Origin of the sequence: Sphaerisporangium melleum, from assembly GCF_014646695.1 — a bacterium.
Lineage (GTDB): Bacteria > Actinomycetota > Actinomycetes > Streptosporangiales > Streptosporangiaceae > Sphaerisporangium > Sphaerisporangium melleum.
Genome location: NZ_BMNT01000036.1, coordinates 1 through 24,179 on the forward strand (window position 1 = coordinate 1; position 24,179 = coordinate 24,179).

The window sequence follows — 24,179 nt, forward strand, 5'->3', positions numbered from 1 at the left end:
GCGCGGCGGGTGGGGCTGGGGTGGCTCTGGCGGTTGGCGCGGTCCAGGGCGGTCACGCGGTAGCGCGAGCCGGTGCGGCCTCCTGGATCGGTGTACTCGGCCCGCCGGCCGCCGGGCAGCACCGCCACCAGGTGCGCGGCCAGGTCCCGCTCCCGCGCCCGCGGGCCGCGCCCGCCGCCCTGACGGCCGCCGGCGGTCTTCTCGTCCCGCCCGTCGAACCGGTAGACCGCGTACAGCCGGGGCTCGGCGTGGCCGGTCGCCCGCACGCTGAGGGCCACTCCCCCGCGGGCCGCCGCCGCGCGGGTGATCACCGGCCGGTGCGGGCGCGGGCCGGAGGCCAGGCGAGGGGGCACCGGCGGCAGCGCGGGCCGCTGGTAGTGGTCACGTTGCAGCCGCTGGATGGCGCCGATGCGGTCGGCCCGCAGGTCGCCCGCGCTGAAGTAGACGTCACCGCCGATCCCGGGGTGGTCTCTGTTCATGGTGAGGTGCCGGGACAGCTCCGCCGGGTCCTGCCAGGGGGCGGGCAGGCCGGCGACGCCGACGTTGTAGGCGCCCTGACCGATCCACAGCAGGGTGCGGGTGTCCTCGACCAGTCGCGCCCACCAGGGGGCCAGCACGGCGTAGTCGGCGGCCTTCATCCCGATGTACCAGTAGAGCTGGGGCACGACGTAGTCGATCCAGCCCTTGCGCACCCAGAGGCGGCTGTCGGCGTACTGGTCGTCGTAGGACTGCGAGCCGGAGGTGGCCGAGCCGTGCCGGTCGGTGCCGGCGTTGCGCCAGATGCCGAAGGGGCTCACCCCCCACTGCGCGTACGGCTTGGCCTTGCGGACGCGCTCGCCCATCTCCTTGATCAGCAGGTTGACGTTGTGCCGCCGCCAGGCCGCCTTGTCCGCGAAGCCGGACCCGTGCCGCGCGTACGCGGCGGCGTCGTTGAACTGCTTGCCGGGCACCGGGTAGGGATAGAAGTAGTCGTCGAAGTGCACGCCGTCGATGTCGTACCGGGTGACCGCGTCCATGATCGCGTCCTGCACGAAGGCGCGCACCTTAGGCAGCCCCGGGTTGTAGTAGAGCTTGCCGTCGTAGGTGACCGTCCAGCCGGGGTTGCGGCGCGCGGGGTGCTCGGGCGCGAGCCGCCGGAGGTCGCCCTGCATGGAGACCCGGTAGGGGTTGAACCAGGCGTGGAAGGCGAGCCCGCGCCGGTGGGCGGCCTCGACCATGAAGCCGAGCGGGTCGTAGCCGGGGTCACGCCCCTGCACTCCGGTCAGATATTGCGACCACGGTTCCAGGGCGGAGGGCCAGAAGGCGTCGGCGGTCGGCCTGACCTGGACGAACACCGCGTTGAGCCGGCGCGCGACGGCCAGGTCGAGCCAGGAGAGGAACTCGCTCTTCTGCTGTGCGGCGCTGAGGCCGGGGCGCGAGGGCCAGTTGGTGTTCACCACGGAGGCGATCCACATGCCGCGCATCTGCCGCGCTGAGGCGTGTCCGCCGCCCGCCGCCGGGGCTCCGGCATGCGGTACGGCGGCATCGCCCGCCGTCCGCTCCTGGGCGGTCGCCCTCGCCTGGGCGACGGCCACCGGTCCGCCCAGCGCGATCGCGGCGAGACCGCCCAGGACGGACCTGCGGCTCAGCGGATGGGGGTTCATCGGACCTCCCCGGAGCGTGGTGAGGCGACCACGCCGACGGCACGGCAATGGCGAACGGCTTCTGCAAGAGCCAATGATATGAAGAAAATTGTCATCGAGCCGTGACCTAACCGGGGACGGATGACGGAAGACTTCTGGAAGACAGGCGCGACGCCGCCCGGCAGCGCCACCGGGGACGCCGCTCGACGCCGACGACGACCGGGAAGCCGCGAATGCCGCACAGTCCGGAACTCGCCCGCCTCGCCGCCGCGGTGCTGCAGCCGGGCTTCGACGGAACCGCTCCGCCGAGCTGGCTGCTCAGACTGCTCGCCGACGGCCTCGGAGGCGTGGTGCTGTTCGCCCGTAACGTCTCGGCGGACACCCCCAGGCTAGTCCAGCGCCTGCGCGGGGAGAACCCGCGGGTCGTCGTGGCCATCGACGAGGAGGGCGGCGCGGTGACCCGCCTGGAGGCCGCGGCCGGCAGCTCATGGCCCGGCAACGCCGCACTCGGCCTGCTGGACGACACCGCCGCGACGGAGGCGACCGGCAGGGAGATCGGCCTGCTGCTCGCCGAGACCGGCATCACCCTCGACTACGCCCCCGACGTGGACGTCAACGCCGACCCCGCCAACCCGGTCATCGGCATCCGGTCCTTCGGGGCCGACCCCGCCCTGGTCTCCCGGCACACCGCGGCCTGGATCACCGGGCTGCAGAGTACGGGCGTCGCGGCCTGCGCCAAGCACTTCCCCGGGCACGGCGACACCCTGACCGACTCCCATCTGGCCCTGCCCACCGTCCACGCGTCCCGCGAACTGCTGGAACGGCGGGACCTGCCGCCCTTCCGCGCCGCCGTCACCGCCGGGGTACGCGCGATCATGTGCGGGCACCTCATGGTCCCCGTCCTGGACGCCGAGCGGCCCGCCACGCTCAGCCGGCGCATCCTCACCGGCCTGCTCCGCGAGGAGCTCGGATTCGACGGGGTGGCCGTGACCGACGCGATCGAGATGCGCGCCGTCGCCGCCCGCCTGCCGCAGCCGCTGATCGCGGTGCGGGCGCTCGCCGCCGGCGCCGACGCCGTGTGCGTCGGCGCCGCCACGCCCGGCGGCGAGAACGTCGCCGCGCTGATCGGCGCCATCGTCGCCGCCGTGCACGACGGCACCCTGGCCGAGGGCCGCCTGGTCGAGGCGGCCGGCCGGGTCCACGCGCTCGCCTCCTGGCACGAGACCGCCATGGGACGGGTGCGGGGAGCCGTGGGGACGATCTCCCGCGATCCCCGGTACGGCGTCTCCCGGCTCGGGCTGGACACCGCCCGCCGTGCCCTGCGCGTCACCGCACCCACCGGGACGCCTGGGGAGCGTCCCGCGCTGACCCGGCCGCCGCAGGTCGTCGAGATGACGGCCCGGCCGCACCGGGCGATCGACACTCCCCTGCCCTACGGTCCCGGCGAGGCGCTGGCCGCGTTGCTGCCCGGCACCGAGCGCGTGGTGCTCACCCCTGAGCGAACGCTGCTCCCCGCGCTGCGCGCGCCCGGCGAGGCGCCGGTGGTGGTGGTCACGCACGACGCGCACCGGCACGCCTGGATGCGCGAGGTGCTGGCGGAGATCCTGCGGCGCCGCCCCGACGCCGTCGTGGTCGAGACCGGCCTGCCCGGCCCGCCGGTGGGCGCCGTCCATCTGACGACCAGCGGCAGCTCGCGGGTGTCGGCGCTGGCCGCCGCCGAATGGCTCACCGGCCGCTGAACCGGTCCCGACCTCCTTGGGCACTCGCGGCTCCGGCCACGAAGTGACATCGCCGTCTGCGGCATCTCCGGGAGCCGGTCCGCCGATCGCTCCCGCCTCGATGACACGCCGGCCCGGACCCCTTCCGGGTTCACTCACGCGCGTGAGCCCGCTCATCGGCTCCCGCCGGGACATCACGCTCGCCCGGCCGTGCGCGGTCGTGACCGTACCGAACCCCTGGGAATCCCACGATCTGTCCGGATTCCCGGCGATCCTTATGGAACGACACAAAGGACTCCTACAAGGGCGTTCACCACGACCAGGATTGAGTAATGTGTCGGTAACAGATAAGGAACCACATGATCGACCCGCAGCGCTCAACCCCGGAGAACCTGGTCGCCCGGGTGCGGGCCGTGCTCCCCTCGCTCACACCGTCCGCGCAGCTCATCGCGCGGCTCATCCTGGACGACCCGGCCACGGTCGCCCGTAGCACCATCACCGAGCTCAGCGCGGCCTCCGCGACCAGCGAGGCGACGATCGTGCGCACGGCCAGGGTGCTCGGCTTCTCCGGGTACGCCCAGTTGCGGCTGGCACTGGCCGCGGCCGCCGCCCACCAGGGCCCCGACCGGCTCGTTCCGGGCGACCTCGCCCCCGACGACCCGCTGTCCGACGTCATCGCCAAGGTGACACGGGCCGAGCGGGAGGCCATCGAGGACACCGCCGCCCAGCTCTCCCCCGAGCGGCTCGGCGAGGTGGTCGACGCCATCACCGCCGCCCGCCGGGTGGACGTGTACGGCGTGGCCGCCTCGGGGCTGGTCGCCGCGGACATGGCGCAGAAGCTCCTGCGCATCGGCCTGTCGGCGCACGCCTTCACCGACGCGCATCTGGCCCTCACCAGCGCGGTGCTGCTGAAGGCGGGCGATGTGGCGGTCGGGGTCAGCTGCACCGGCGAGACCCCGGACGTCCTGGAGCCGATGCGGCTGGCGGGCAAGGCAGGGGCGACGACGGTGGCGATCACCAACAACCCGCGCTCGTCGCTGGCCGAGGTGTCCGACCACGTGCTGATCTCGGCCGGCCGGGAGACCGCCTTCCGCCCCGGCGCGCTCGCCAGCCGCATCAGCCAGTTGCTCGTGGTCGACTACGTGTTCGTCGGCGTGGCCCAGCGCACCTCCGAGGTCTCCAACCAGGCTCTGCGCACCACCCGCGACGCCGTCGACCAGTTCCTCACCGACCCCCGCACGCGCACCCGCCGCCCCTGACCGCCGTATCGGCCGTGGTGTCACTCCGCGGGCCGACCGAACCGGCCGGGGCGCAGATCAGCGCCGACCTCGGTGACACCCCTCCAAGGCGAGGGTGAGGCCGGCGCCGAGAAGCCAGACGTCCTTGGCCAGGCCGGCGCCTTCCGATGTCGGGCGGACGCCACCCGGTTCGCGCATCCCAGGGGTGCGCAGGTAGAGCCCGACCAGGCCGGCCCCGAAGGCGGTCAGGCCGAGACCGGCGAGGGACGAGGGGACCACCGGCAGGAGCAGCGCCACGCCGAGCGCGGTCTCCGCGGCCGACAGCAGCCGGGCGAACCGCGCCGGATCGATGTCCTTGAGGAACGGATAGGCGCCGGCGGCCTGGCCGTGCAGCCACGCCGCCGTCTGCTGGTCCGCGTCCTTCTTGCCCAGCCCGGAGTTCAGGATGTACGCGCCGGTGGCGGCGCGCAGGGGCAGGTGGTGCAGAGGAGCGAGGAAACGCATGGGTGCCCCCTGAACTGAACTCGGTGCCGGACGCCGGTCACCGATGACATACCCGGGGCATCCCGCCTCCTACCGCCGACCGGGCCACCGCGCGGCCGTACCGAGCCGGGACGGGTCCTGGTTCATCGGCCGGAGCGCGTCGGGAAAGGGCCAGGGCGGCCTTCCCGACCCAGGGCCGCGCCGTTGTCGTCGCGGCCGTACGCGGATCGAAGGCCGCGGACCCCGGTGCGGGGGCGGTTGGCCGGGAGCGCCCGCTCCGCGCGGCCGGGCGTCTCAGGAGTGGCGGGAGCGGAGGATGCGGGAGAGGGCCAGGTACGCGAGGACGACCACGCCGATGATGAGCGCCCACTTGAGGATGCCCGCGATCAGGCCGATCACGGTGCCGAGCAGCATGAAGCCGACGATCACGACGGCTATGAGGAGAAGGATTCGAGCCATGCCTCAAGGCTAGGTCCCGCGAGCCCGCCGTGGCGGACTCGCGGCCGCGGTTCAGGGACGAGCCAGGGTCGCCCCTCAGGGTCGCCCCAGGGCCCTCCCCGCACCCCCGTCCGGATCGGCCGGGCCGGGCCCATGCCAGGAGGGCCGGCCCGGCGCGGATCGGTGCCTTGCGGAAGGCTTTCGCGAGCGGTCCCTGAGGGGCTTCAGAGGGGGACGGCGAACACGGTGCGGCGGCCGGCGAACTCGGTGACGCTCCAGAGTTGCTTCTTCTCCGCGCAGCAGGTGAGGTCCTCCGGGCCCACCGGGAACCGGCGTACCTCCGCGGGCCGGCCGTCCGTGAGCACCAGCAGCGAGCCGTTCTTGACCGAGGAGGCGGCCTGGCTGAGGTACCAGCTCCCCTTGTTCGAGACCGCGCCCTGGATCTTGGCGGCGGGCAGGGTGAAGGCGTGTGCGGCCTGCGCGATGCCGTCGGGACCGGCGGACAGCGCACCGTCCGCCCCCAGCGGCCAGCGGGCCACCCGTCCGGCCTGGCCCGGCTCCGAGGCCGGGTCGACGTACTCGCCGGAGACGAGCATGTGCGGGCTCCGGCTGCGGTCGACGGCGACGAAGGAGAAGCGCGCCTGCCCGGCACCGCGCCAGAAGTCCACCTGCGGCATCACGTACCGGTACCCGAAGGCGTGGTACTTGCCGCCGCGCAGGCCGATCTTGTCGTCGTCGCCCTTCACCTCGTAGATGTGCCGGGTGTCGAACACCCGCATGCCGCGGGTGGTGTCGGCCACGTAGAGCAGGTCTCCGTACCAGGCGACACCACCGGCGTGGATGTTGATCGCCCGGTAGTCGGCCCCCTTGGGCTCGACGAGCAGCACGTGCCGGTACTTGCGGGTGGCCGTGCTCAGGAACGACACCCGCACGCCCCGCTCGGCCGCCGAGCCGTCCGGCTTCCAGTACCAGGTGATCGCGAAGGTGTGCGCGTCGCCGTGGCTGCCCTGTGCCCCGCAGGCCACTCCCTGCGGGTACCAGTCGGTGGTGTCGTCGTCCCCGTCCTGGAAGCAGTACCAGTCGGCGGGTTTGGGGGACATCGTGCCGAACGCCGACGTGGCGCCCTTGCGGACGGCGCTGCGGTTGGCGTCGGCGAGCACGGCGGCGAGACTCCGGGCCGGCAGCGCGCCGGCCAGCGCCTGCACCGCCTGCGGCAGAGCGCCGGTGTCGCGCCGCAGATGGAACGGTGCCGGGTCCGTTCCGGTCATCACGCTCGGGCTCATCATGCCCCCCTGTCGCATCTCGAGAACTTGAGCCGCCGGAAACGCGCCACTCTGATCACGCCGGCCGCTCCCGCCCGTCCAATGATCAATCCTGACAGTGTCCCGCAGGACCGACATATCCGTCTACGCGAGGCCCGATCCCGGTCCGCCGCCCCCTGCGATCGATCGCCGAGCACCGCAGCGGGCACGTCCGGGGCCGGCCGGCGCGGGCACGGCCGGCCCTGGACGGAGTGCCTGGTCAGCCCGCGGACGGGGAGGACACCCTGGCGCGCGCCACGACCTCCTCGGCGGTCAGGGCCTGCTCCGGATGGTGGCTGAGGCAGAGCGGCGCCTGGATCCTGCGGAAGCCGGCGCCCTCGGCCGCCACGTAGAACTCCCCGGCACCGAGTCGTCCGACCTCGGCGACGTTGCCGCCCTTGGTCCGGGCCATCTCCTTGGCCGCGGCGATCTGCACCGGGGCGTTCAGCAGGCCGAAGAACTGGGTCGCCGCGTTGCCCGGGATGTGGTTGTGCAACCCCTTCGGCGCCTGCGTCGCGAACACCAGGCCCAGCCCGTACTTGCGCGCCTGGGAGGCCAGCGCCAGCGTGCTCCGCGTGCAGGGCGTCGCCGCCCCGGCCGGGGCGAAGATCTGCGCCTCGTCCATCACGAACAGCCCGCCGAGCGGCCGGCCGGCCGCCGGATTGCGCCTGATCCAGGCGAACAGCGCCATCTGCAGCTGGTTGACGAAGCTCTGCCGCTGCTCGTCGGACGGCAGCCCGACCAGGCTGACCACCGAGACCCGCGCCCGCCGGCCCGGGGGCGGGGTGAGCAGCACCCCGGGGTCCGTGGTGGCCCCGGACCCGCCGAACAGCGGGTCGTTGACCATGGCCGCGGTGAGGTTCTGCGCGATGTCCGCGGCCAGCTTCCGGGCGCCGGCCAGCTCGCTGATCCCGTCGGGCAGGTCCGACAGCAGGGCGATCAAACCCCGCAGGGTGGTCGTACCCCGCCGGCCGTGGTGGATCAGCGCCTCCCGCAGCACGGCCAGTCCCTGGTGGGCCTTCGGCGTGTTCCCCACGAGCTTGGCCCGCGGCGCGAGGGACGCCACGGCGGCGTTCACCGCCTCGTTGAACTCGTCGGGGTCGTCCGCGACGCCACTGAAGTCGGGCAGCGGCTGGAAGGCCAGCGGGCGCCCGCCCTCGCGCAGCGGCGTCCACACCACGACGTCGGTGTTGGCCAGGTACTCCTCGGCCCTGGCGTCGTCGCCCTCGGCCCACAACGACGGCTTCTGCGGCCACGCCTCCCCCAGGCGCGCCAGGTCGTTGTTCGGGTCGAGAACGATCGACGAGACGCCGCGCAGCGCGCACTCCTCGACCAGGCGGCGGATGAGCACGGTCTTGCCCGATCCGGAGCCGGCGAAGATCGCCGTGTGCCTGCGCAGCGTCGCCAGGTCCACCGTGACGGGAGTCCCGTCCCCGGTCGCCCGGCCGAGCGTCACCGCCGTCCCGAAGCTCCCGGTCGCCTCGCCGGACGACGTACCGCCCGGCGAAGGCACCGTAGCGGACACCCCCGCGCCTCCGGGCGCGCCGGCACGGCCCGGCCCGCCGGAACCGGACCCCGCTGCGTCACGGCCCCCGGCCGGGCCTGCGGGCACCGTGCCCTGACCGACGGACACGGGCGAGGGCGACTCCGCCTGCGTGGCGGGCTCAGCCTCCTGGTGACCTCGCGCGTCCTGGCGGTCAGGAACGGTCCACACGTCCGCCAGCGCCTCGTTCAGCACCTTCACCCCGCCCGCCGGGTCACGGGCCACGAGCCAGACCGGCAGGCGCGGGTCGTTCTCGGCGAGCAGGTCGCGCAACGCGGCGAGGGTGCGCACGTCCTCGTCCTCGACGCGCAGCGTGCGCCCACCGGCCCGCTCGAACCGGGCCAGGACCTCCTGCGTGCGTTCGCCCTTGGACCACTGGGTGTTCCGCAGCACGAACAGCCGCCGCCCGGCCGTCCCGGCGTTCAGCCCGGCCGCCACGCAGGCGGTGCGCAGCCGGTTGAGCGCGGCGTTCGGATGATCGGCGGTGACGGCGCGGAAGGCCCAGTGCGCCTCGTCCTCGGTGTCCTCCGCCAGGCTGCGGCGCAGGCGGGCGTGCAGCGACGGCTTGGCACTCGGCGGGCCGTCCTGGGTGAACGCCTGCCCGTCCTCACCCCGGCCGGCGATCCAGGCGGTCAGCCCCGCCGCGAGCAGGGCGGGCATCACCGCGTCCTCGGTGTCCGCCTCCAGCGCGCCGGCGAAGTCGGCCCGCTCCCGCAACTCGCCGAACCGCGCGTCCAGCACCGCCAGCTCGTGCGGAGCGGGGTCCGCGCCGCGGTTCCCGGCGCCGGCCGGAAGAGCGGTGGGCGCGTTCAGGTCTTCCAGCTCGATGATCTCCTCGGCCGCCAGGCAGGCCCGCACATGGGTGTCGATCGTGATCAAGAGCTGGCGTGCGGTGAACCCGGTGGCGCCGTCGAACGCGGACGGCCTGACCGGCCAGGTCGGGTACGGCGGGTGGAACCGGGCCTTGCGGTAGACCTCGGTGAACCGCCGCTCGACCAGCCGGTGGCCGATCTTCGCGTCCGGAATGGTCTTCAAAGGGGTCGCCTGCCGGAAGCGATCCTGAACACTGTCGGTCGCGACCGTCTCGATGAGCATCCAGGTCGCGGGCAGGCACGACAGCACGGTCAGCGTGCGCCGGGTGACCTCCCGCAGTGTCATCAGCCCGTGGGCGATCCGCTCGACCGTCTCGTTCTCGCCCCGGCTCTGCGCGGTCTCTCCTTGGGAAGAGACATGCGACTGGGAGATGAGCGTGTCGATCTGGTCCACCGCGATCACGGAGGGCCCGGTCAGCGCGAGCAGGCGGGAGACATCGCGCACGATCTCCGTGGCCGGCCTGCTCTCGTCATGCCGCATCCCCCACCTGGCCCGCTCCCCCGGCTCGCCCTCGGGCCGGCAGGACAGGTAGGAGTAGCCCACATCCTGGGCGTTCAGGTCATTGGACGCCTGCAGCACCAGCGCGCGGAGCGTGTCCTGTGTCTCGCGTCCGACCCGGGGGTGGAAGCGGCGCAGCAGGTCCACGAAGACGTCCAGGGTCTCTTTGGTCAGCGCGGCCTTGCCCGTCAGCTCGCGCCGCGCCAGCCGCTGGACGCCGACCAGCGACGACAGCTTCAGCAGGAACATGCGCAACTGGCTCTCGCCGTCGATCTCCCGGGCCAGGCCGTCCAGCATCGACAGCGCCACGCTCTCCCAGAAGTCCCTGGCGTCGAGCAGTTCCACCAGGAAGAAGTAGCCGCCCTCCTCCTGGGTCCGCTCGCGCATCCAGCCCAGCAGGTGCGTCTTCCCCGATCCCCGCTGGCCCTGCATCACCACGCCGATGGGGCTGGCGTCCACGCTCTCCCCGGCGGCGGCGAGCCCGTCGAGCAGCATCTGGGTGGTGGCGCGGTGCAGGCCGTCGACGTGGAAGGGGGAGGGACGCCACACGTCGTCGGGCAGTTCGGCCCAGTTGAACCTGATCGCCCCGAGGGCTCTGCTCTCCTCGCCGGTCATCATGCTCCGATCCACAGCAGATGCTTGTTCTGGCCGCCGATGGTCACCGCCGCCTCGCGGTCCTGCTCGGACAGCGTCTTCTGGTTGGCCTCCGGGACCAACGTGACGTCGGGCAGGTCGTTCATCCGGCGCAACGTCTCGTCCACCTCGGCCCTCGGGAGGTCGGCGAGCAGCGTTCTGACCTTGGCCAGGCCGACCCAGGTTCCCGGCTTGTCGGCCAGCGCCGCGTACGCCGCCCGCACCCGCGCCTCGGGCTCCGTCGCGGTGCTCGCCGGTCCGGTCGCCTGGGACCGCGGCTCCGGTGCGAGCTCCGCCTCCCGAGGCGCCTCCGACCGCTCGGGGGCGGCGTCCAGGACGCTCACCGGCTCACAGATTTCGGAGAGGGGGTATCCGGTGCGGCGCATGAAATCGCCCATGCCGCCGGTCAGGGCGTACAGCATCGTCCCGGTGGCTCCAGGACGCCGCCTCATGCCGGAGCGGATCTCCACGCCGAGGCGCTTCCAGCCGCTGTCGGTCAGAATGTGCGCGAACGCCCGGCCGGATTTCCTGCTGTCCACGAACTTGAGCTCGTTCAGCTTCCTGCGGTTGACGCCGTCCAGCGTTACGCCGTAACGCTCCTTCAGGTCGGGGTTGGCGATCTCCACACTTTCCCGCATCAACGCGAACATCGCCGCGAGCTGCGGATCGGACAGTTTCTCGTCGTTCTTCTCGTCGGGCATAGTCAGCGTCCTTCCGGCGTCTTGCCGTGGCGCCGGGACAGGAGGAAACGCTCCACCCGGCCGACGACGGCTTCTATATCGGTTAAAACCTGGTCATTGGTGACGCGTAGCACCGCGTAACCGTCCTCGCGAAGCCACGCGTCCCGGTGGCCGTCGTCTTTGGAGCGCTCCAGGGAGCGGTGCTCCGGGCCGTCGATCTCCACGACGCACCGCTCGCGCCGCCACATCAGGTCGACGCGGATGGGGTTGGCGAGCGGATGCGGCCGGTAGGTCTGGTTCCACACCCGCCCGGCGGCCCAGGGACGCGACGACAGGGCCGCCTCCAGCGCCTTCTCCGCGCGGCTGCCGGGGTGCGGCACGCCGGCGGCGGCCGGAAGCCGGGCGACCCCTTGGCCGGGGCCGGTCCACGCGGGCGTTTCAGGACCGGAACGCGCGAGCGTCTCCGGGACGGGCCGGGTGAGCGGGCCGGCGATGGGAGAGGCGGGCAGGACAAGACCGGGACGGCCGAGCGGGGCGCTCGGACGGGGCGGCACCTCCGGCCGGCGCTGGGAGGGGTTCGGTGCCTCCGGCGCCTCCGGTACGACGCTGACGGCAGTGACGGCGCGGGGAAGCGCGATGGGCACCTCCGGGACGCGGTCCGCCGATGCCAGCGGTGCCCCGGTCAGCCCGACGGCCAGGCCGCCGTGCCCGGCCAGCCATTCGCACGCGGTGACCAGCACGTCCTCCTCCGCCGCCGTCAGCCCCGCGGGCACTTCCAGCACGATCGCGGCATGCGGGCGACCGGCGGCCTCGGCCAGCACCCGGGCGAGTCCCACCGCCCGCGTCCGGGCGGCGAACCTCTGCCGGGACGGCGGCCTGGCCCGCAGCGCGGCTTCGGCCAGGTCGGCCAGGAAGGGGCCGTGGTGGCGTCCGGCCGCCGCCGCGCGGAACGCGAGGGCGCGTACGGCCGGGACGCCCGTGCCGCCGGGGCCGGTGATGGCGCGTGCGGCGGGCAGCCAGGCGGGGAAGGATGCGATGGCCGCGCCTTCCATCAGGGCCAGCAGCGCCGCGACCGTTTCCGACACGGTGCGCGCGGGCGCCAGAGCGCAGGCGAGTACGGCGGGCCCGCCGTCCGCGAGCGGTTCACCCCGCGTCGGCACGCCGTCCGCGAGCAGGTTCTCCCGCGTCGGCACGCCGTTCGTGAGCAGGGTTTCCCGTGTCGGCGCGGTGTCCGCGAGCGCCACCTCCGGTGTCATCCCGGTGCCCGGAGATGGTTTCCCCCGCGTGGTCGTCACGCGCGAAAGCGCCGGGGAAAGGCGCACGACACGCCCTCTCGGCAGATCCGCCCACGACCTCGCCACGCCGCTTCCCTCGGTTGTGGATCACGTCAGCCCGCCGAGATTACCGGGCAATAAAGGGAATGCGCCGCTCATTCAGCGAAACATCAGCATTTGTCATATTTGCCGGAATCCGCGATTCCGGCAGCCAACCGAATTGCCCCGGCGACCACCGGAGACCCCGGGGCATGGAGAGGGCCGGGTACGGGGCACGCCGTACCCGGCCCGGTCACCGGCTCCACCGGCGGAGCGAGGGATCCGCCCGATGGAGCCCGGTGACGTCCGCGGGGAGGCGGGGTCGCCTCCTCCCCGCGGACGGTCCGCGGTCCCCGCGTCAGCCCACCGTGCAGGCCGTGCCGTTCAGGCTGAAGCCGGTCGGCGAGGCGTTGCTCGACGACCAGGTCCCCTGGAACCCGAATGAGGCGGTGCCGTTCGCCGGGATCGTCTGGTTGTGCGCGACGTTCCGCGCGGTCACCGACGAGCCGCTCTGCGACACGGTGGCGTTCCAGGCGCTGGTGACACGCTGGTCGCCGGGGAAGGTGAAGGTCAGCGTCCACCCGTTGACCGCGGCGGCGCTGCCGATGGTGACGTCGGCGGTGAAGCCGCCGGCCCACTCGCTCTTGGTGTAGGTGACCCGGCACGAGCCGCCGTTGCCGCCACCGGAGGTGGTGGTCACCGAGACGGTGTTGGAGGCGCCCGAGGTGTTGCCCGCCGCGTCACGCGCCCGCACCGAGAAGGAGTACGCCGTCGAGGCCGACAGCCCGCTCACGTTGTAGGAGGTGCCACTCGTGGTGCCGATAACGCTGGAGCCCCGGTAGACGTCGTACCCGGTCACGCCGACGTTGTCGCTGGAGCCGTTCCAGGCCAGGCTCACGCCGCTGGAGGTGACGTTCGAGGCCCTCAGGTTGGACGGCGCGGACGGCGCCTGGGTGTCGCCGCCGTTGCCACCGCCGCCGACGCTGTAGGAGAAGTTGTTCACGGCGAGGCCGGTGCCGCCGACCCAGGGCTCGAAGCCCGCCTGCACGCTGGTGATGTACCACGAGTTCTGCACGTAGCCCCGGTTGAGCATGTCGTTGTAGAACGTGGCGATGTTGAAGCTGATCGAGTTGGTCGGCGAGGTGCGCACGTAGGAGATGACGTTCCAGCCGGTGTTGCCGAACCACACGTCCCAGGTGGCGCCCGCGAGGTTGACCGTCCCGACCCGGGAGCCCACCGGCTGCACCTGCCCGGTGTGGTTCAGCCAGACCATCAGCTCGGCCCCGGTGTTCTGCCCGTCGGTGCGGGCCGTCGGGTCGAACCAGACGTCGTAGGCCGCGTCGTAGACGCCGCTTCCGGGGTAGGTCATGCTGACGCTGGTCTGGATGGTGGAGAACCTGCTGTCGGTGACGCGCATCGGCAGGCTGCTGCCGGTGCTGCAGTTGGCGTAGTGGCAGCCGGCGTACACCGCGGGGTAGGAGCCGGGGGCGCCGTTCTGCGGCTTGTTGTGGTTGCCCTCGGTGATGGTGAACCCGCTGGAGGTGACGTTGATGCACTGGCGGGTGTCGTCGCCCCAGTTGTTGTTGATCACGACGTACCTGCCGCCCGCCAGGGTGGTCGCTCCGTACTTCTCGCAGATCACGGTATCGGCGTGGGCCGGGCTCGCGACCACGGCGGCCATGAGGATCGAGCCCACGGCGGCGAGGACGGCCGTGAGGGCTCGCAGGGCTCGGCGTTTCATCGTGCCTCCAGGGGGGTGGAGTATGGGCGCATGTGGGAGCGCTCCCATCTCCGGGACCCTAGGGCGGGCTCACCCTCCGGAACAGGACCGGTCAGCGGACCCGGCTCCGCCGCACGGGCTGAGCAGGTACGACGTCTGACGCCTCGCTGAAATTTTCAGTTCCCGACCTGGCCAGCGCGGCGGCGGCCCTCGCGACGTTGCCCGGCATCCGGCCGAAGATCAGCCCGTGCAGGGGGTACACGGCCCACCAGTACACGTGGCCGAACAGCCCTCGCGGGTGGAAGATCGCCCGCTGGCCGTACACGGTGCCGCCGTCCTCGCGGCGGCGGCACCGCAGCTCCAGCCACGCCAGCCCCGGGAGCCGCATCTCGGCGCGCAGCCGCAGCAGGCGTCCCGGCTCGATCTCCTCCACCCGCCAGAAGTCCAGCGCGTCACCGACCCGCAGCCGCGCCGGGTCGCGCCGCCCGCGGCGCAGGCCGACGCCGCCGAACGCGCGGTCCAGGGCGCCACGGAACCACCAGGCCAATGGCAGTGAGTACCACCCGTGGGCGCCGCCGATGCCCTCGATGATCCGCCACAGCGCCGCGGGTGGCGCGTTCACCACCGTCTCCCGCTCGTCCACGTACAGGCTGCCGCCCGCCCAGCCCGGATCGGTGGGCAGCGGCTCGCTGGGCGTGCCGGGCGTGGAGGCCGAGGACCACCGGGTCACCACGTCGGCCTCCTTGATGCGCAGCAGCGCGAGCCGCACCGCCCGGGGGAAGGGGGTCAGGCCCTCCGGCGGGTCGGGGATGTACCGGGCGATGTCGTGCTCCCGGCAGACCGCCTCGCCCCGCAGCGACTCGACCAGCGGCCGGGCCACGCCGGAGGGCACGGGGGTGACCAGGCCCACCCACAGGCTGGACAGGCGCGGCGTGAGCAGCGGCACCGGGATGACCAGGCGGGGAGGAAGTCCGGCCACGGCGGCGTACCCCTGCATCATCTGGGCGTAGGTCAGCACGTCCGGCCCGCCGATGTCGAACGACCGGTTGACGCCCTCGGGGATGCCGGGCGCGGCGGCCAGGTAGCGCAGCACGTCCCTGATCGCGATGGGCTGGGTGCGGGTGCGCACCCATCGGGGGGTGGTCATCACCGGCAGCCGTTCGGTCAGGTGGCGGAGCATCTCGAAGGAGACCGAACCCGAACCGATGATCACCGAGGCGCGGAACGCGATGGTCGGCACGCCTGAGGAGAGCAGGATCTCCTCCACCTCGGCGCGCGAGCGCATGTGCGGGGAGGGCCGCTCGGGCGGGGGCAGCCCGCCCAGGTACACGATGCGGCGCACCCCCGCGTCCTTCGCGGCCGCCGCGAAGGTCCGTGCCGCGACCCGGTCGCGCTCGGCGAAGTCGCGCCCGGCGGCCATGGTGTGGATCAGGTAGAAGGCCACCTGGACGCCCTCCAGCGCGGCCCTGGTCGCCACCGGATCGGTCGCGTCGGCCTCGGCCACCTCCACCCGGTCGTACCAGCCGTGCCCGCGCAGGCCCCGGGCCGACCGCGCCATGCAGCGCACCTCGTGACCGGCCGCCAGCAGTTCGGGCGCCAGCCGGCCGCCGATGTACCCCGTCGCCCCCGTCACCAGGCATCGCACCATCTCGCCACCTCCCTAGATTGGTTCGTGCCCAGGAGCGCGCCCGGTTGCTCCCCGTGGCCGGCCGCGAGATAAAAGGCGGATCGATCCCCCATCGGCGGGTAAGCACCTGGAAAGTCCATCCAGAAAGAGGACAATTAGCATGCTTTACGGCAAAGAGCACGTTGAGCGATATCGGGCGACGGACGGCGAAGAGGGGCACGACTGGAACAACACCACCGTCCTGCTCCTCACCACCACGGGCCGCACCAGCGGGCGGGAGTACACCACCCCGCTGATCTACCAGCGGCACGGGGACGACCACATCGTGGTGGCGTCCAAGGGCGGCGCCCCTGAGTCACCCGACTGGTACCTGAACCTGCAGGCGAACCCCGAGGTCGAGGTCCAGGTCAAGGGCGACAGGTTCCCGGCCAGGGCCCGCACCGCGACGCCCGAGGAGAAGCCGGAGCTGTGGCGGCTGATGGCCGCGACCTGGCCGCAGTACGACGAGTACCAGACCAAGACCGACCGTGAGATCCCGGTCGTGATCCTGGAACGCGTCGGCTCCTGACCTCGTCTCCCGGGTCCCCGGGCCTCCGCCACGGGCGCCGCCCGCCAGGCACCGCGATGCCGTCCCGTTCCTGTGCGCATCGCGGTGGCCCTGGTGGCAGGTGATTTGCGAAGATGGGCGCGCGGAGACCGCAGGGGACTCGGCGGGGCCGGCGCACGGCCCTCCCCGCCGTCCGGTCACCGCTCGGGCGCGACCAGGGAGGCACGGTGGGCGGCGAGAAGCAGACGGCCGAGATCATGGTCGCGGAGGCGCGGAAGGCATTCTGGGTGATGGTCGGGTTCCTGGCCCTCATCTGGCTGGTGCAGATACTCAACTGGGCCGGCGCCTATGGGCTGAGCAGGGTGTTCGGCATCGTCGCCCGCGACCCCGACCGGCTGCCCGCCATCGTCAGCGCGCCGTTCCTGCACTGGAGCTGGGCGCACATCGAGGGCAACTCCGGCCCGCTGTTCGTCTTCGGCTTCCTCGCGGCCTACCGCGGCGTGGCCAGGTTCCTGTGGGTCACCGCGCTGATCGCGGTGGTCAGCGGGCTCGGTGTGTGGTTCGTCGCCGCGCCGGGCAGCGTGACGGCCGGGGCCAGCGGCGTGGTGTTCGGCTACTTCGGCTACATCCTGGTGCGCGGCATCTTCGACCGGCACGGCATCGACATCGTGGTCGGGCTGGTGATGGCGCTGTGCTTCGCCTACCAGTTCACCGGGCTGCTGCCCAGCGACGAGTTCAGCTGGCAGGGGCACCTGGCCGGTTTCGTCGGCGGCATCCTCGGCGGGTGGCTGTTCCGCGACCGGCATCCGCGCGCGGCGGCGCGGAGCGCCGGTGGCACCCCTGCCGCCCGGCCGGTCGGCGGCCCGGCGGCGCCGGGGCTGAACCGGCCGGCCCCCACCTCCTCCGCCGACCCCTCCCGCGCCGCCCTGCTCAAGGAACTCGACGACCTGGGTCTGTGACCTCCCCCGTCCGGCCGAGGGCCCTGCCCTCCACCACACGGCGGCGACGGCGCAGACCGGCGTCGGTGAGGCGCCGCACCAGCGTCCTGGCGGGCACCGGCTCGGCTCCCAGGGCCACCGCCTGCTCGTACACCGTCTCGGGTACGTCGTAGTGGTCGCGGTCGAACGCCCGCGGCGGCACCCCGAGCCGGGCGGCGAAGGCGTGCAGTTCGTCCAGCGAGACATCGCTGACCAGGTGCGACCACAGCAGGCCGCGCGGTCCCGGCCAGGCGGGCGGATCAATGAGTACGGCCACAAGGGGGACGATATCGGCCCTGCCCTGCCTGCCGTGCGGTGCGCGGCGGCTCCGGCGGCGGAGGCGGTGGAGCCGGTGGAGCCGGTGGAGGTGGCCGCTTGCGCCGCGGCTTTCCCTCCTCGCGCCGCCCGCGTCATTTCCGCGGGCTCGCCCGTGAGGGCGCGGCGTCTCACCCGCCGTCGCGCAGCTCGGCGAGTTCGGCGCGCAGGTTCCGGCGGGCGGCGGCCTCCCAGCGTTCACGGGCGGGCGGGGTCCGGTACAGCGAGGGCAGGGCGAGCAGCCCGTCCAGGACACGTGCCCGGCCCGCGCGGAAGGCGTCGTCCGGCACGTGGCGGTACTCCTGCCGCACCGCGCGCGCGTAGGCGTCGTACCCGGGCCCGGCCAGCACCGCGAGGTCGGCGTCGCACAGCACCTCGCCGTCACGGTCGCCGGGCGCCGGGTCGTGCCCTGCGGTGAGCCGGACGAGCCGCGCCACCTCGGCGACCCGCCGCCCGTCCAGCGGGCCCGTGGCGGGCCGCGCTCCCCCCGGAGAACGGCGGCTCCCGCCGTCGGCGGGCCGCGCGACGCCCGGCGACCTGACCTCACCCGCGGACGACACGGGCGGAGCGGAGCCATCCGGCCGCCCCTGATCTGTCAGGGACGGGGCGGGGGGCGCAATGAGACGGGCGAGGCGCGAGGCGGCGAGCTGGGCGCTGCGCTCCTCGTCCCAGCCGGGCCGCCCGTCGTAGACCGCGTCGTGGAACCACGCCGCGAGCCGGACCGCCACCGGGTCGGCGGCGTGGCCGGCGAGCGGCTCGATCGCGGCGAGCACCGCGCGCAGGTGGCCGAGCGTGTGGTAGCGGCGGTGCGGCTCCGACCAGCGCGCGATCAACTCGGCCCCGATGGCCCGGGCCGCCGCCGACTCCCCCGCGACCGCGGCCCACTGCGCCACGAGATCGTTCATGACCCCATCGTGCCGTGGCGGCGGCGCCGCCGCACCGGCGCGGGCTCAGCAGCTCCCGGCACCGAGTCCGCCCGGACAGCGAGCTGGTGGAACGAGACCCGCCCGGCGTCGGCCCGGTGGCTCCTGTCAGTCGGCGATGTAGCCGACCGAGCGGACCTCGTAGCCGCGGGCCTTGCCGCCGCCCATGTGCATCAGCATGGCTCCGCCCTCGTAGGAGTAGGCGCACCGCAGGCCGCCGCCGGCGCGGAAGCAGCCCTGGTAGGTGTAGCCGACGCCGCCGAACCTGGCACGGAACAGCGTGCGCACCGCGCCGGTGGTGGCGACCTCCAGGCCGCTGTTCCTGTCGCCCTTCGTCCACGCGCGGAACAGGTGCTGGGCGGCCCGGCCGGGGCTGGTGAGGTGGCGCGAGGTGTAGACCTTGGCGACGGTGCCGCCGGAGACGACCATCAGCACGCCGTTGAGGCCGCCCGGCACCCGGACGCTGGTGTGCACGAAGCGGCACGCGTTGCCGGTGCAGCCGCGGAACTCGTCGGGCGCGCGGTAGGCGTAGGCGAACAGCGTCTTGACCGCGGCGGGGGCCGCCACGCGGCCGGCGGCCGCACGGTCGCCGCGCAGCCAGGCCCGGAAGAGCTTCTGGGCGACCTTGCCGGGCGCCGGCACGGCCGCGGCGCCGTGCGCGCCCGCCGGCCGCGCCGCCGTGGCCGGTGCCGTACCGGCCGCCCGCGCCGCCGTCCCCGCCTGCGCCGGGATCGCCGGCAACGCGAGCGCCGCCCCCATCGCCACGATCACGGCCGTCTTCGATCCACGCATCGCCACTTCCCCTCCCTGTGGGCCCCTCGGCCTCCGCACAAGGACGCGGCGGGCGCCGTGCCGGTTGACCGCCTCGCCGGGGACCGGCGCGGGTTCGTGGCACGACCATGGCGCGGGTTTCGGCAGTATTGACGTGTGAGCCTCCTCGAGCACCTTCCCACGGACACCGGCCCGGACGCCCTCTACGAAGCCTTCGTCGACTGGAACACCCAGCGCGGGCTGACGCTGTACCCGGCGCAGGAGGAGGCGCTGATCGAGATCGTGTACGGCAACAACCTGATCCTGGCCACGCCCACCGGCTCGGGCAAGAGCCTGGTGGCGGCCGGGGCGCACTTCGCGGCGCTGGCCAAGGGCGAGCGCACGTTCTACACCGCGCCGATCAAGGCGCTGGTGTCGGAGAAGTTCTTCGACCTGTGCGCGGTGTTCGGCACCGACAACGTCGGCATGATGACCGGTGACGCCGCCGTCAACCCCTCCGCGCCGATCATCTGCTGCACCGCCGAGATCCTGGCGAACATCGCGCTGCGCGACGGTGCCCGGGCGGACATCGGCCAGGTCGTGATGGACGAGTTCCACTTCTACGCCGAGCCCGACCGCGGGTGGGCGTGGCAGGTTCCGCTGCTGGAGCTGCCGCAGGTGCAGTTCGTCCTGATGTCGGCGACGCTCGGGGACATGACGCGGTTCGAGGACGATCTGACCCGGCGCACGGGCCGCGAGACCTCGGTGGTGCGCTCGGCCACCCGGCCGGTGCCGCTCTACTACAGCTACCGCACCACGCCGCTGCACGAGACGCTGGAGGAGCTGCTGTCCACCCAGTCGGCGCCGGTGTACGTCGTGCACTTCACCCAGGCGGCGGCCATGGAACGGGCGCAGGCGCTGATGAGCGTCAACATGTCGTCCAAGGCCGAGAAGGACGCCATCGCCGCCCTCATCGGCAGGTTCCGGTTCACCACCAGGTTCGGCCGGGCGCTGTCGCGGCTGGTGCGGCACGGCATCGGCGTCCACCACGCCGGCATGCTGCCCAAGTACCGCCGCCTGGTCGAGCGCCTCGCCCAGGCGGGCCTGCTCAAGGTCATCTGCGGCACCGACACGCTGGGCGTCGGGGTGAACGTGCCGATCCGCACGGTGCTGTTCACCGCGCTCAGTAAGTACGACGGCAACCGGGTGCGGCTGCTGCGCGCCCGCGAGTTCCACCAGATCGCCGGCCGGGCCGGCCGGGCGGGCTTCGACACCCTCGGGTACGTCGTCTGCCAGGCCCCCGACCACGTGGTGGAGAACGAGAAGGCGCTGGCCAAGGCGGGCGACGACCCCAAGAAGCGCCGCAGGGTCGTGCGCAAGAAGGCTCCCGAGGGGTTCGTCGGCTGGAGCGAGGAGACCTTCGAGCGGCTGCAGAAGGCCGAGCCCGAGCCGCTGAACTCGCGGTTCAAGGTGAGCAACGCCATGCTGCTGGCCGTCATCAACCGGCCGGGCGACTGCTTCGCGGCGATGAAGCACCTGCTGACCGACAACCATGACGACCGCAAGGCGCAGCGGCGGCACATCAGCCACGCCATCGCGATCTACCGTTCCCTGCTGGCCGGCGGGGTGGTGGAGAAGCTGAGCGAGCCGGACGAGCACGGGCGCATGGCCCGGCTCACGGTGGACCTGCAGGAGGACTTCGCGCTCAACCAGGCGCTGGCGACGTTCGCGCTGGCCGCCTTCGAGCTGCTGGACGCCGGCTCGCCGACCTACCCGCTGGACGTGGTGTCCATCGTGGAGTCCACGCTGGACGACCCGCGGCAGATCCTGCACGCCCAGCTCAACAAGGCGCGCGGCGAGGCCGTGGCGCAGATGAAGGCCGACGGCGTGGAGTACGAGGAGCGCATGGAGCTGCTCACCGAGGTCACCTATCCGATGCCGCTGCAGGAGCTGCTGTTCGGCGCGTACGAGACCTACCGGCGCGGTCACCCGTGGGTGGGCGACTACGCGGTCAGCCCCAAGTCGGTCGTGCGCGACATGTACGAGCGGGCGATGACGTTCGCCGAGTACGTGCAGTTCTACGAGCTGGCCCGCTCCGAGGGCACCGTGCTGCGCTACCTGGCCGACGCCTACCGCACGCTGAGCCGCACCGTCCCCGACCACATGAAGACCGAGGAGCTGCAGGACCTCATCGAGTGGCTGGGCGAGCTGGTGCGCCAGGTCGACTCCAGCCTGCTGGACGAGTGGGAGCAGCTGCAGAACCCCTCGGAGGAGCTGGAGCGGCCCGGCCTGGAGGAGACCACCAAGCCGGTCACCGCCAACCGGCGCGCCTTCCGGGTGCTGGTGCGCAACGCCATGTTCCGCATGGTGGAGCTGTCGGCGCTGGAGCGGTACGAGGAGCTGCACGAGCTGGCCGACATCGACTGGGAGGACGCGCTGGACGCCTACTTCGAGGAGCACGACGAGATCGGCACCGGGCCGGACGCCCGCGGGCCGGCCCTGCTGCTCATCGAGGAGGAGAAGGAGCTGTGGCGGGTGCGGCAGATCTTCGACGACCCGGCCGACGACCACGACTGGGGCATCAGCGCCCAGGTCGATCTGGCCACCTCCGACGAGGAGGGCCGCGCGGTCATCCACGTGATCGCCCTGAACCGCCTCTGACGGTGCCGGTGGGTTCCTCCCGGCGGCGCCGGACCGGGCCTCGGCCCGGCTCCGGACCTTCGGCGGGGTCCGCCGGCCGTGGACGAGGAGGGCTCACCCGGCCGGCGGCCCGGAGTCTCCCCGCGCCGCTGGTGCGATGACCGGGAAGGTCCGCCGGGTCCGCGCCGCAGCGCCGCACCCGGCGAACGGCATCAGCCGCCCGAGGTGTCCAGTTCGGCGTCCGGTGCGACCGCGCCGTCGCAGGGATCGTCGAGCCAGCCGTCGGGCAGGTGGACGCGGTCGCGGGGGCTGGACTTGCCGCGCGGGCCGTCGGCCGCCTCGCCGGGCCAGGGCTGGCCGGCAGGCAGCGTCGCCAGGTGCTCGCGCAGCTCGGCGAGCGAGGGGGCGGTGGCCAGGGCGCGGCGCGCGTCGGCGCCGACGGTGAAGCCCTTGAGGTACCAGCCGACGTGCTTGCGGAAGTCGAGGACGCCGTGGGTCTCGCTGCCGAAGCACTCGGCGAGCAGCTCGGCGTGCCGCATCATGGTCGCCGCCACCTCGCCCAGCGTGGGGCGCGCCCGCTCGGGGCGGCCGTGGAAGGCGTTGTCCAGGTCCCGGAACAGCCACGGGCGGCCCAGGCACCCCCGGCCCACCACCACGCCGTCGCAGCCGGTGCGCTCCATCATGCGGACGGCGTCATCGGCGCTCCAGATGTCGCCGTTGCCGAGCACCGGGATCTCCGGGACGGCGTCCTTCAGCCGGGCGACGGCGTCCCAGTCGGCGGTGCCGCCGTAGTGCTGCAGGGCGGTGCGGGCGTGCAGGGCGACGGCGCTCACGCCCTCCTCGGCGGCGATGCGCCCGGCGTCCAGGTAGGTCAGGTGGTCGTCGTCGATGCCCTTGCGCATCTTCACGGTCACCGGCAGCCCACCGGCGCCGGCGACCGCCGCGCGCAGGATGCGCCGCAGCAGGTCGCGCTTGTAGGGCAGCGCGGCGCCGCCGCCGCGCCTGGTGACCTTCGGCACCGGGCAGCCGAAGTTGAGGTCGACGTGGTCGGCCAGACCCTCCTCGGCGACCATCCGGACGGCTTCCCCGACGACGCGCGGGTCGACGCCGTACAACTGGACGCTGCGCGGCGCCTCGCCCGCCCCGAAGCGGATCATCGCCAGGGTCTTGGCGTTGCGTTCCACCAGGCCGCGCGTGGTGATCATCTCGGAGACGTACAGGCCGCCGCCCTGCTCGCGGCAGAGCGCGCGGAACGGCGCGTTGGTGACGCCCGCCATCGGCGCGAGCACCACGGGGGGCCAGACCTCGATCGCACCTATCTTCACCAGCCCATTTCTACCGCACCGCCCGGTGTGACCGCGGCGCGCCCGCGTATGCGGCCGTCGCTTGGACCCGGGGGATCGCGGACCGCTAGATTGGAAGGGGCGCCGCCCCACCTTAGTTGGGAGGCCGCTCCATGCTGCTGAGACTGCGCATCACGCTGCCCGACCGTCCCGGCTCCCTGGGCCAGGTGACGCGGGTCCTCGGGGTCGCGGGCGCCGACATCACCCAGTTGGTCGTGCTCGAGCGCGGCGAGGGCCGGGCGGTGGACGACCTCACGGTGTACTGGCCGGACGCCGCGCCACGCGAGACGCTCGTCGAGGCGCTGCGCGGCGTCCCGGACGTGACCGTGGAAGGGGTGTGGGTCACCCGCGAGGCTCCCGGCACCTACCCGGAGCTGGAGATCCTCAAGTACATCACCACGGCCGGCGACCGGGCCCTGGCCACGATGATCGACTCCATGCCGGTGCTGTTCAGCGCCGACTGGGCCGCCGCCGGCACCGAGAAGATGCCGCGGACCGTCGTCCACGCGAGCTGGCGGGCGCCCGAGGAGATCCCGTTCCCGCCGATCACGCCGCCGCGTCCCGAGGCGCACACCCTGCCCTCGGGCCTGCACATCGTCGCGGCGCCGCTTCCGCCGCTCGCGCTGACGTTCCTGCTGGCGCGGGCCGACGGTCCGCCCTTCCACCGCATCGAGGTCCACCGGCTCACCCGCATCCTGGAGATCTTCCTGACGCTTCCGGCGGTCGAGCGCAGCGTCGCCCGCACCTTCCGCGGCTCGTCGGCGGATTAGGTGTACTCGGTCACCAGGTTGGTGACCGAGTACACCCGGGCGCGGCGGGAGCGCCATCGGAGGGCGCCGGACGTTTTCCGGTTAGGCACCGACGCGGAAAACCCGCTAGAGTTCCTTCTCGTCACCGCAGGAGGGCGACCTCCCGCAGGCGGCACGCGGACGTGGCTCAGCTGGTAGAGCATCACCTTGCCAAGGTGAGGGTCGCGGGTTCGAATCCCGTCGTCCGC

General features: G+C 73.1%; 19 protein-coding genes and 1 tRNA gene. 7 read left to right on the forward strand and 13 right to left on the reverse strand.

Features of this window, described 5'->3' with window-relative positions:
* The coding region (locus IEY93_RS27790; RefSeq protein ID WP_189166093.1) for a glycoside hydrolase family 10-like protein at nt 1-1,643 on the reverse strand (1,643 nt) is incomplete at its 3' end.
* Between the two features lie 212 nt (nt 1,644-1,855).
* Here IEY93_RS27790 and IEY93_RS27795 point away from each other — a divergent pair.
* Nucleotides 1,856-3,361, forward strand: coding sequence for a glycoside hydrolase family 3 N-terminal domain-containing protein (locus tag IEY93_RS27795; RefSeq protein ID WP_189166094.1), 1,506 nt, complete (start codon nt 1,856-1,858; stop codon nt 3,359-3,361).
* 338 nt (nt 3,362-3,699) lie between these two features.
* Nucleotides 3,700-4,599 carry a MurR/RpiR family transcriptional regulator gene (locus IEY93_RS27800; RefSeq protein WP_189166095.1) on the forward strand — a complete coding sequence of 300 codons (900 nt, stop codon included), beginning with the start codon at nt 3,700-3,702 and terminating at the stop codon, nt 4,597-4,599.
* Nucleotides 4,600-4,656: 57 nt separating this feature from the next.
* Here the strand turns inward: IEY93_RS27800 and IEY93_RS27805 are convergent, their stop codons facing one another.
* The 8 genes from IEY93_RS27805 to IEY93_RS27840 form a co-directional block, all read right to left on the reverse strand.
* The gene (locus tag IEY93_RS27805) at nt 4,657-5,082 is read right to left on the reverse strand and encodes a hypothetical protein (RefSeq protein WP_189166096.1); all 426 of its coding nucleotides are present in this window, start codon (nt 5,080-5,082) and stop codon (nt 4,657-4,659) included.
* Nucleotides 5,083-5,355: 273 nt separating this feature from the next.
* A complete protein-coding gene (locus IEY93_RS27810) occupies nt 5,356-5,520 on the reverse strand; it encodes a hypothetical protein (protein WP_189166097.1) in 165 nt (54 codons plus the stop codon).
* A gap of 203 nt (nt 5,521-5,723) precedes the next feature.
* Nucleotides 5,724-6,770: a beta-propeller domain-containing protein gene (locus IEY93_RS27815; protein WP_189166098.1), complete on the reverse strand. Its 1,047-nt coding sequence runs from the start codon at nt 6,768-6,770 to the stop codon at nt 5,724-5,726.
* Nucleotides 6,771-7,020: 250 nt separating this feature from the next.
* Nucleotides 7,021-10,332, reverse strand: coding sequence for an ATP-binding protein (locus IEY93_RS27820; protein WP_189166099.1), 3,312 nt, complete (start codon nt 10,330-10,332; stop codon nt 7,021-7,023).
* Entirely contained in the window at nt 10,329-11,048 is a 720-nt protein-coding gene (locus IEY93_RS27825; RefSeq protein WP_189166100.1) for a hypothetical protein, read from the reverse strand. Before IEY93_RS27825 ends, IEY93_RS27820 begins: the two co-directional genes overlap by 4 nt.
* Before the next feature lie 2 nt (nt 11,049-11,050).
* On the reverse strand, nt 11,051-12,283 hold the full coding sequence (locus IEY93_RS27830; protein WP_189166101.1) for an endonuclease domain-containing protein: 1,233 nt from the start codon (nt 12,281-12,283) through the stop codon (nt 11,051-11,053).
* Nucleotides 12,284-12,698: 415 nt separating this feature from the next.
* On the reverse strand, nt 12,699-14,081 hold the full coding sequence (locus IEY93_RS27835; RefSeq protein WP_189166102.1) for a GH12 family glycosyl hydrolase domain-containing protein: 1,383 nt from the start codon (nt 14,079-14,081) through the stop codon (nt 12,699-12,701).
* 91 nt (nt 14,082-14,172) lie between these two features.
* Entirely contained in the window at nt 14,173-15,708 is a 1,536-nt protein-coding gene (locus IEY93_RS27840; protein ID WP_189166103.1) for an SDR family oxidoreductase, read from the reverse strand.
* Nucleotides 15,709-15,847: 139 nt separating this feature from the next.
* Here IEY93_RS27840 and IEY93_RS27845 point away from each other — a divergent pair, with 139 nt between their 5' ends.
* Nucleotides 15,848-16,255: a nitroreductase family deazaflavin-dependent oxidoreductase gene (locus IEY93_RS27845; RefSeq protein ID WP_189166104.1), complete on the forward strand. Its 408-nt coding sequence runs from the start codon at nt 15,848-15,850 to the stop codon at nt 16,253-16,255.
* A gap of 206 nt (nt 16,256-16,461) precedes the next feature.
* Nucleotides 16,462-17,193 carry a rhomboid family intramembrane serine protease gene (locus IEY93_RS27850; RefSeq protein WP_203967957.1) on the forward strand — a complete coding sequence of 244 codons (732 nt, stop codon included), beginning with the start codon at nt 16,462-16,464 and terminating at the stop codon, nt 17,191-17,193.
* On the opposite strand, the gene IEY93_RS27855 is transcribed toward IEY93_RS27850, so the two are convergent.
* From IEY93_RS27855 to IEY93_RS27865, 3 genes are all read right to left on the reverse strand, one after another.
* Entirely contained in the window at nt 17,165-17,488 is a 324-nt protein-coding gene (locus IEY93_RS27855) for a DUF4031 domain-containing protein (protein WP_189166106.1), read from the reverse strand. The genes IEY93_RS27850 and IEY93_RS27855 overlap by 29 nt on opposite strands.
* A 169-nt stretch (nt 17,489-17,657) precedes the next feature.
* The gene (locus IEY93_RS27860) at nt 17,658-18,431 is read right to left on the reverse strand and encodes an HD domain-containing protein (RefSeq protein ID WP_189166107.1); all 774 of its coding nucleotides are present in this window, start codon (nt 18,429-18,431) and stop codon (nt 17,658-17,660) included.
* 126 nt (nt 18,432-18,557) lie between these two features.
* Entirely contained in the window at nt 18,558-19,247 is a 690-nt protein-coding gene (locus IEY93_RS27865; protein ID WP_189166108.1) for a hypothetical protein, read from the reverse strand.
* A gap of 129 nt (nt 19,248-19,376) precedes the next feature.
* Between IEY93_RS27865 and IEY93_RS27870 the strand changes: the two genes are divergently transcribed.
* Entirely contained in the window at nt 19,377-21,860 is a 2,484-nt protein-coding gene (locus IEY93_RS27870) for a DEAD/DEAH box helicase (RefSeq protein WP_189166109.1), read from the forward strand.
* Between the two features lie 191 nt (nt 21,861-22,051).
* On the opposite strand, the gene dusB is transcribed toward IEY93_RS27870, so the two are convergent.
* Nucleotides 22,052-23,164, reverse strand: a complete 1,113-nt coding sequence (dusB, locus tag IEY93_RS27875) for a tRNA dihydrouridine synthase DusB (protein WP_229691536.1) — start codon at nt 23,162-23,164, stop codon at nt 22,052-22,054.
* A gap of 131 nt (nt 23,165-23,295) precedes the next feature.
* On the opposite strand from dusB, the gene IEY93_RS27880 reads away from it, so the two are divergent.
* Both IEY93_RS27880 and IEY93_RS27885 read left to right on the forward strand, forming a co-directional pair.
* On the forward strand, nt 23,296-23,952 hold the full coding sequence (locus IEY93_RS27880) for an ACT domain-containing protein (RefSeq protein WP_189166110.1): 657 nt from the start codon (nt 23,296-23,298) through the stop codon (nt 23,950-23,952).
* 155 nt (nt 23,953-24,107) lie between these two features.
* A tRNA-Gly gene (locus IEY93_RS27885) sits at nt 24,108-24,179 on the forward strand.

What these genes read in the sequence shown, in the direction of transcription:
- IEY93_RS27795 (WP_189166094.1), top strand. Translation starts at nt 1,856, where the DNA reads ATGCCGCACAGTCCGGAACTCGCCCGCCTCGCCGCCGCGGTGCTGCAG.
- IEY93_RS27800 (WP_189166095.1), top strand. Translation starts at nt 3,700, where the DNA reads ATGATCGACCCGCAGCGCTCAACCCCGGAGAACCTGGTCGCCCGGGTG.
- IEY93_RS27805 (WP_189166096.1), bottom strand. Translation starts at nt 5,082, where the DNA reads ATGCGTTTCCTCGCTCCTCTGCACCACCTGCCCCTGCGCGCCGCCACC.
- IEY93_RS27810 (WP_189166097.1), bottom strand. Translation starts at nt 5,520, where the DNA reads ATGGCTCGAATCCTTCTCCTCATAGCCGTCGTGATCGTCGGCTTCATG.
- IEY93_RS27820 (WP_189166099.1), bottom strand. Translation starts at nt 10,332, where the DNA reads ATGATGACCGGCGAGGAGAGCAGAGCCCTCGGGGCGATCAGGTTCAAC.
- IEY93_RS27825 (WP_189166100.1), bottom strand. Translation starts at nt 11,048, where the DNA reads ATGCCCGACGAGAAGAACGACGAGAAACTGTCCGATCCGCAGCTCGCG.
- IEY93_RS27830 (WP_189166101.1), bottom strand. Translation starts at nt 12,283, where the DNA reads ATGACACCGGAGGTGGCGCTCGCGGACACCGCGCCGACACGGGAAACC.
- IEY93_RS27835 (WP_189166102.1), bottom strand. Translation starts at nt 14,081, where the DNA reads ATGAAACGCCGAGCCCTGCGAGCCCTCACGGCCGTCCTCGCCGCCGTG.
- IEY93_RS27840 (WP_189166103.1), bottom strand. Translation starts at nt 15,708, where the DNA reads ATGGTGCGATGCCTGGTGACGGGGGCGACGGGGTACATCGGCGGCCGG.
- IEY93_RS27845 (WP_189166104.1), top strand. Translation starts at nt 15,848, where the DNA reads ATGCTTTACGGCAAAGAGCACGTTGAGCGATATCGGGCGACGGACGGC.
- IEY93_RS27860 (WP_189166107.1), bottom strand. Translation starts at nt 18,431, where the DNA reads ATGAACGATCTCGTGGCGCAGTGGGCCGCGGTCGCGGGGGAGTCGGCG.
- IEY93_RS27880 (WP_189166110.1), top strand. Translation starts at nt 23,296, where the DNA reads ATGCTGCTGAGACTGCGCATCACGCTGCCCGACCGTCCCGGCTCCCTG.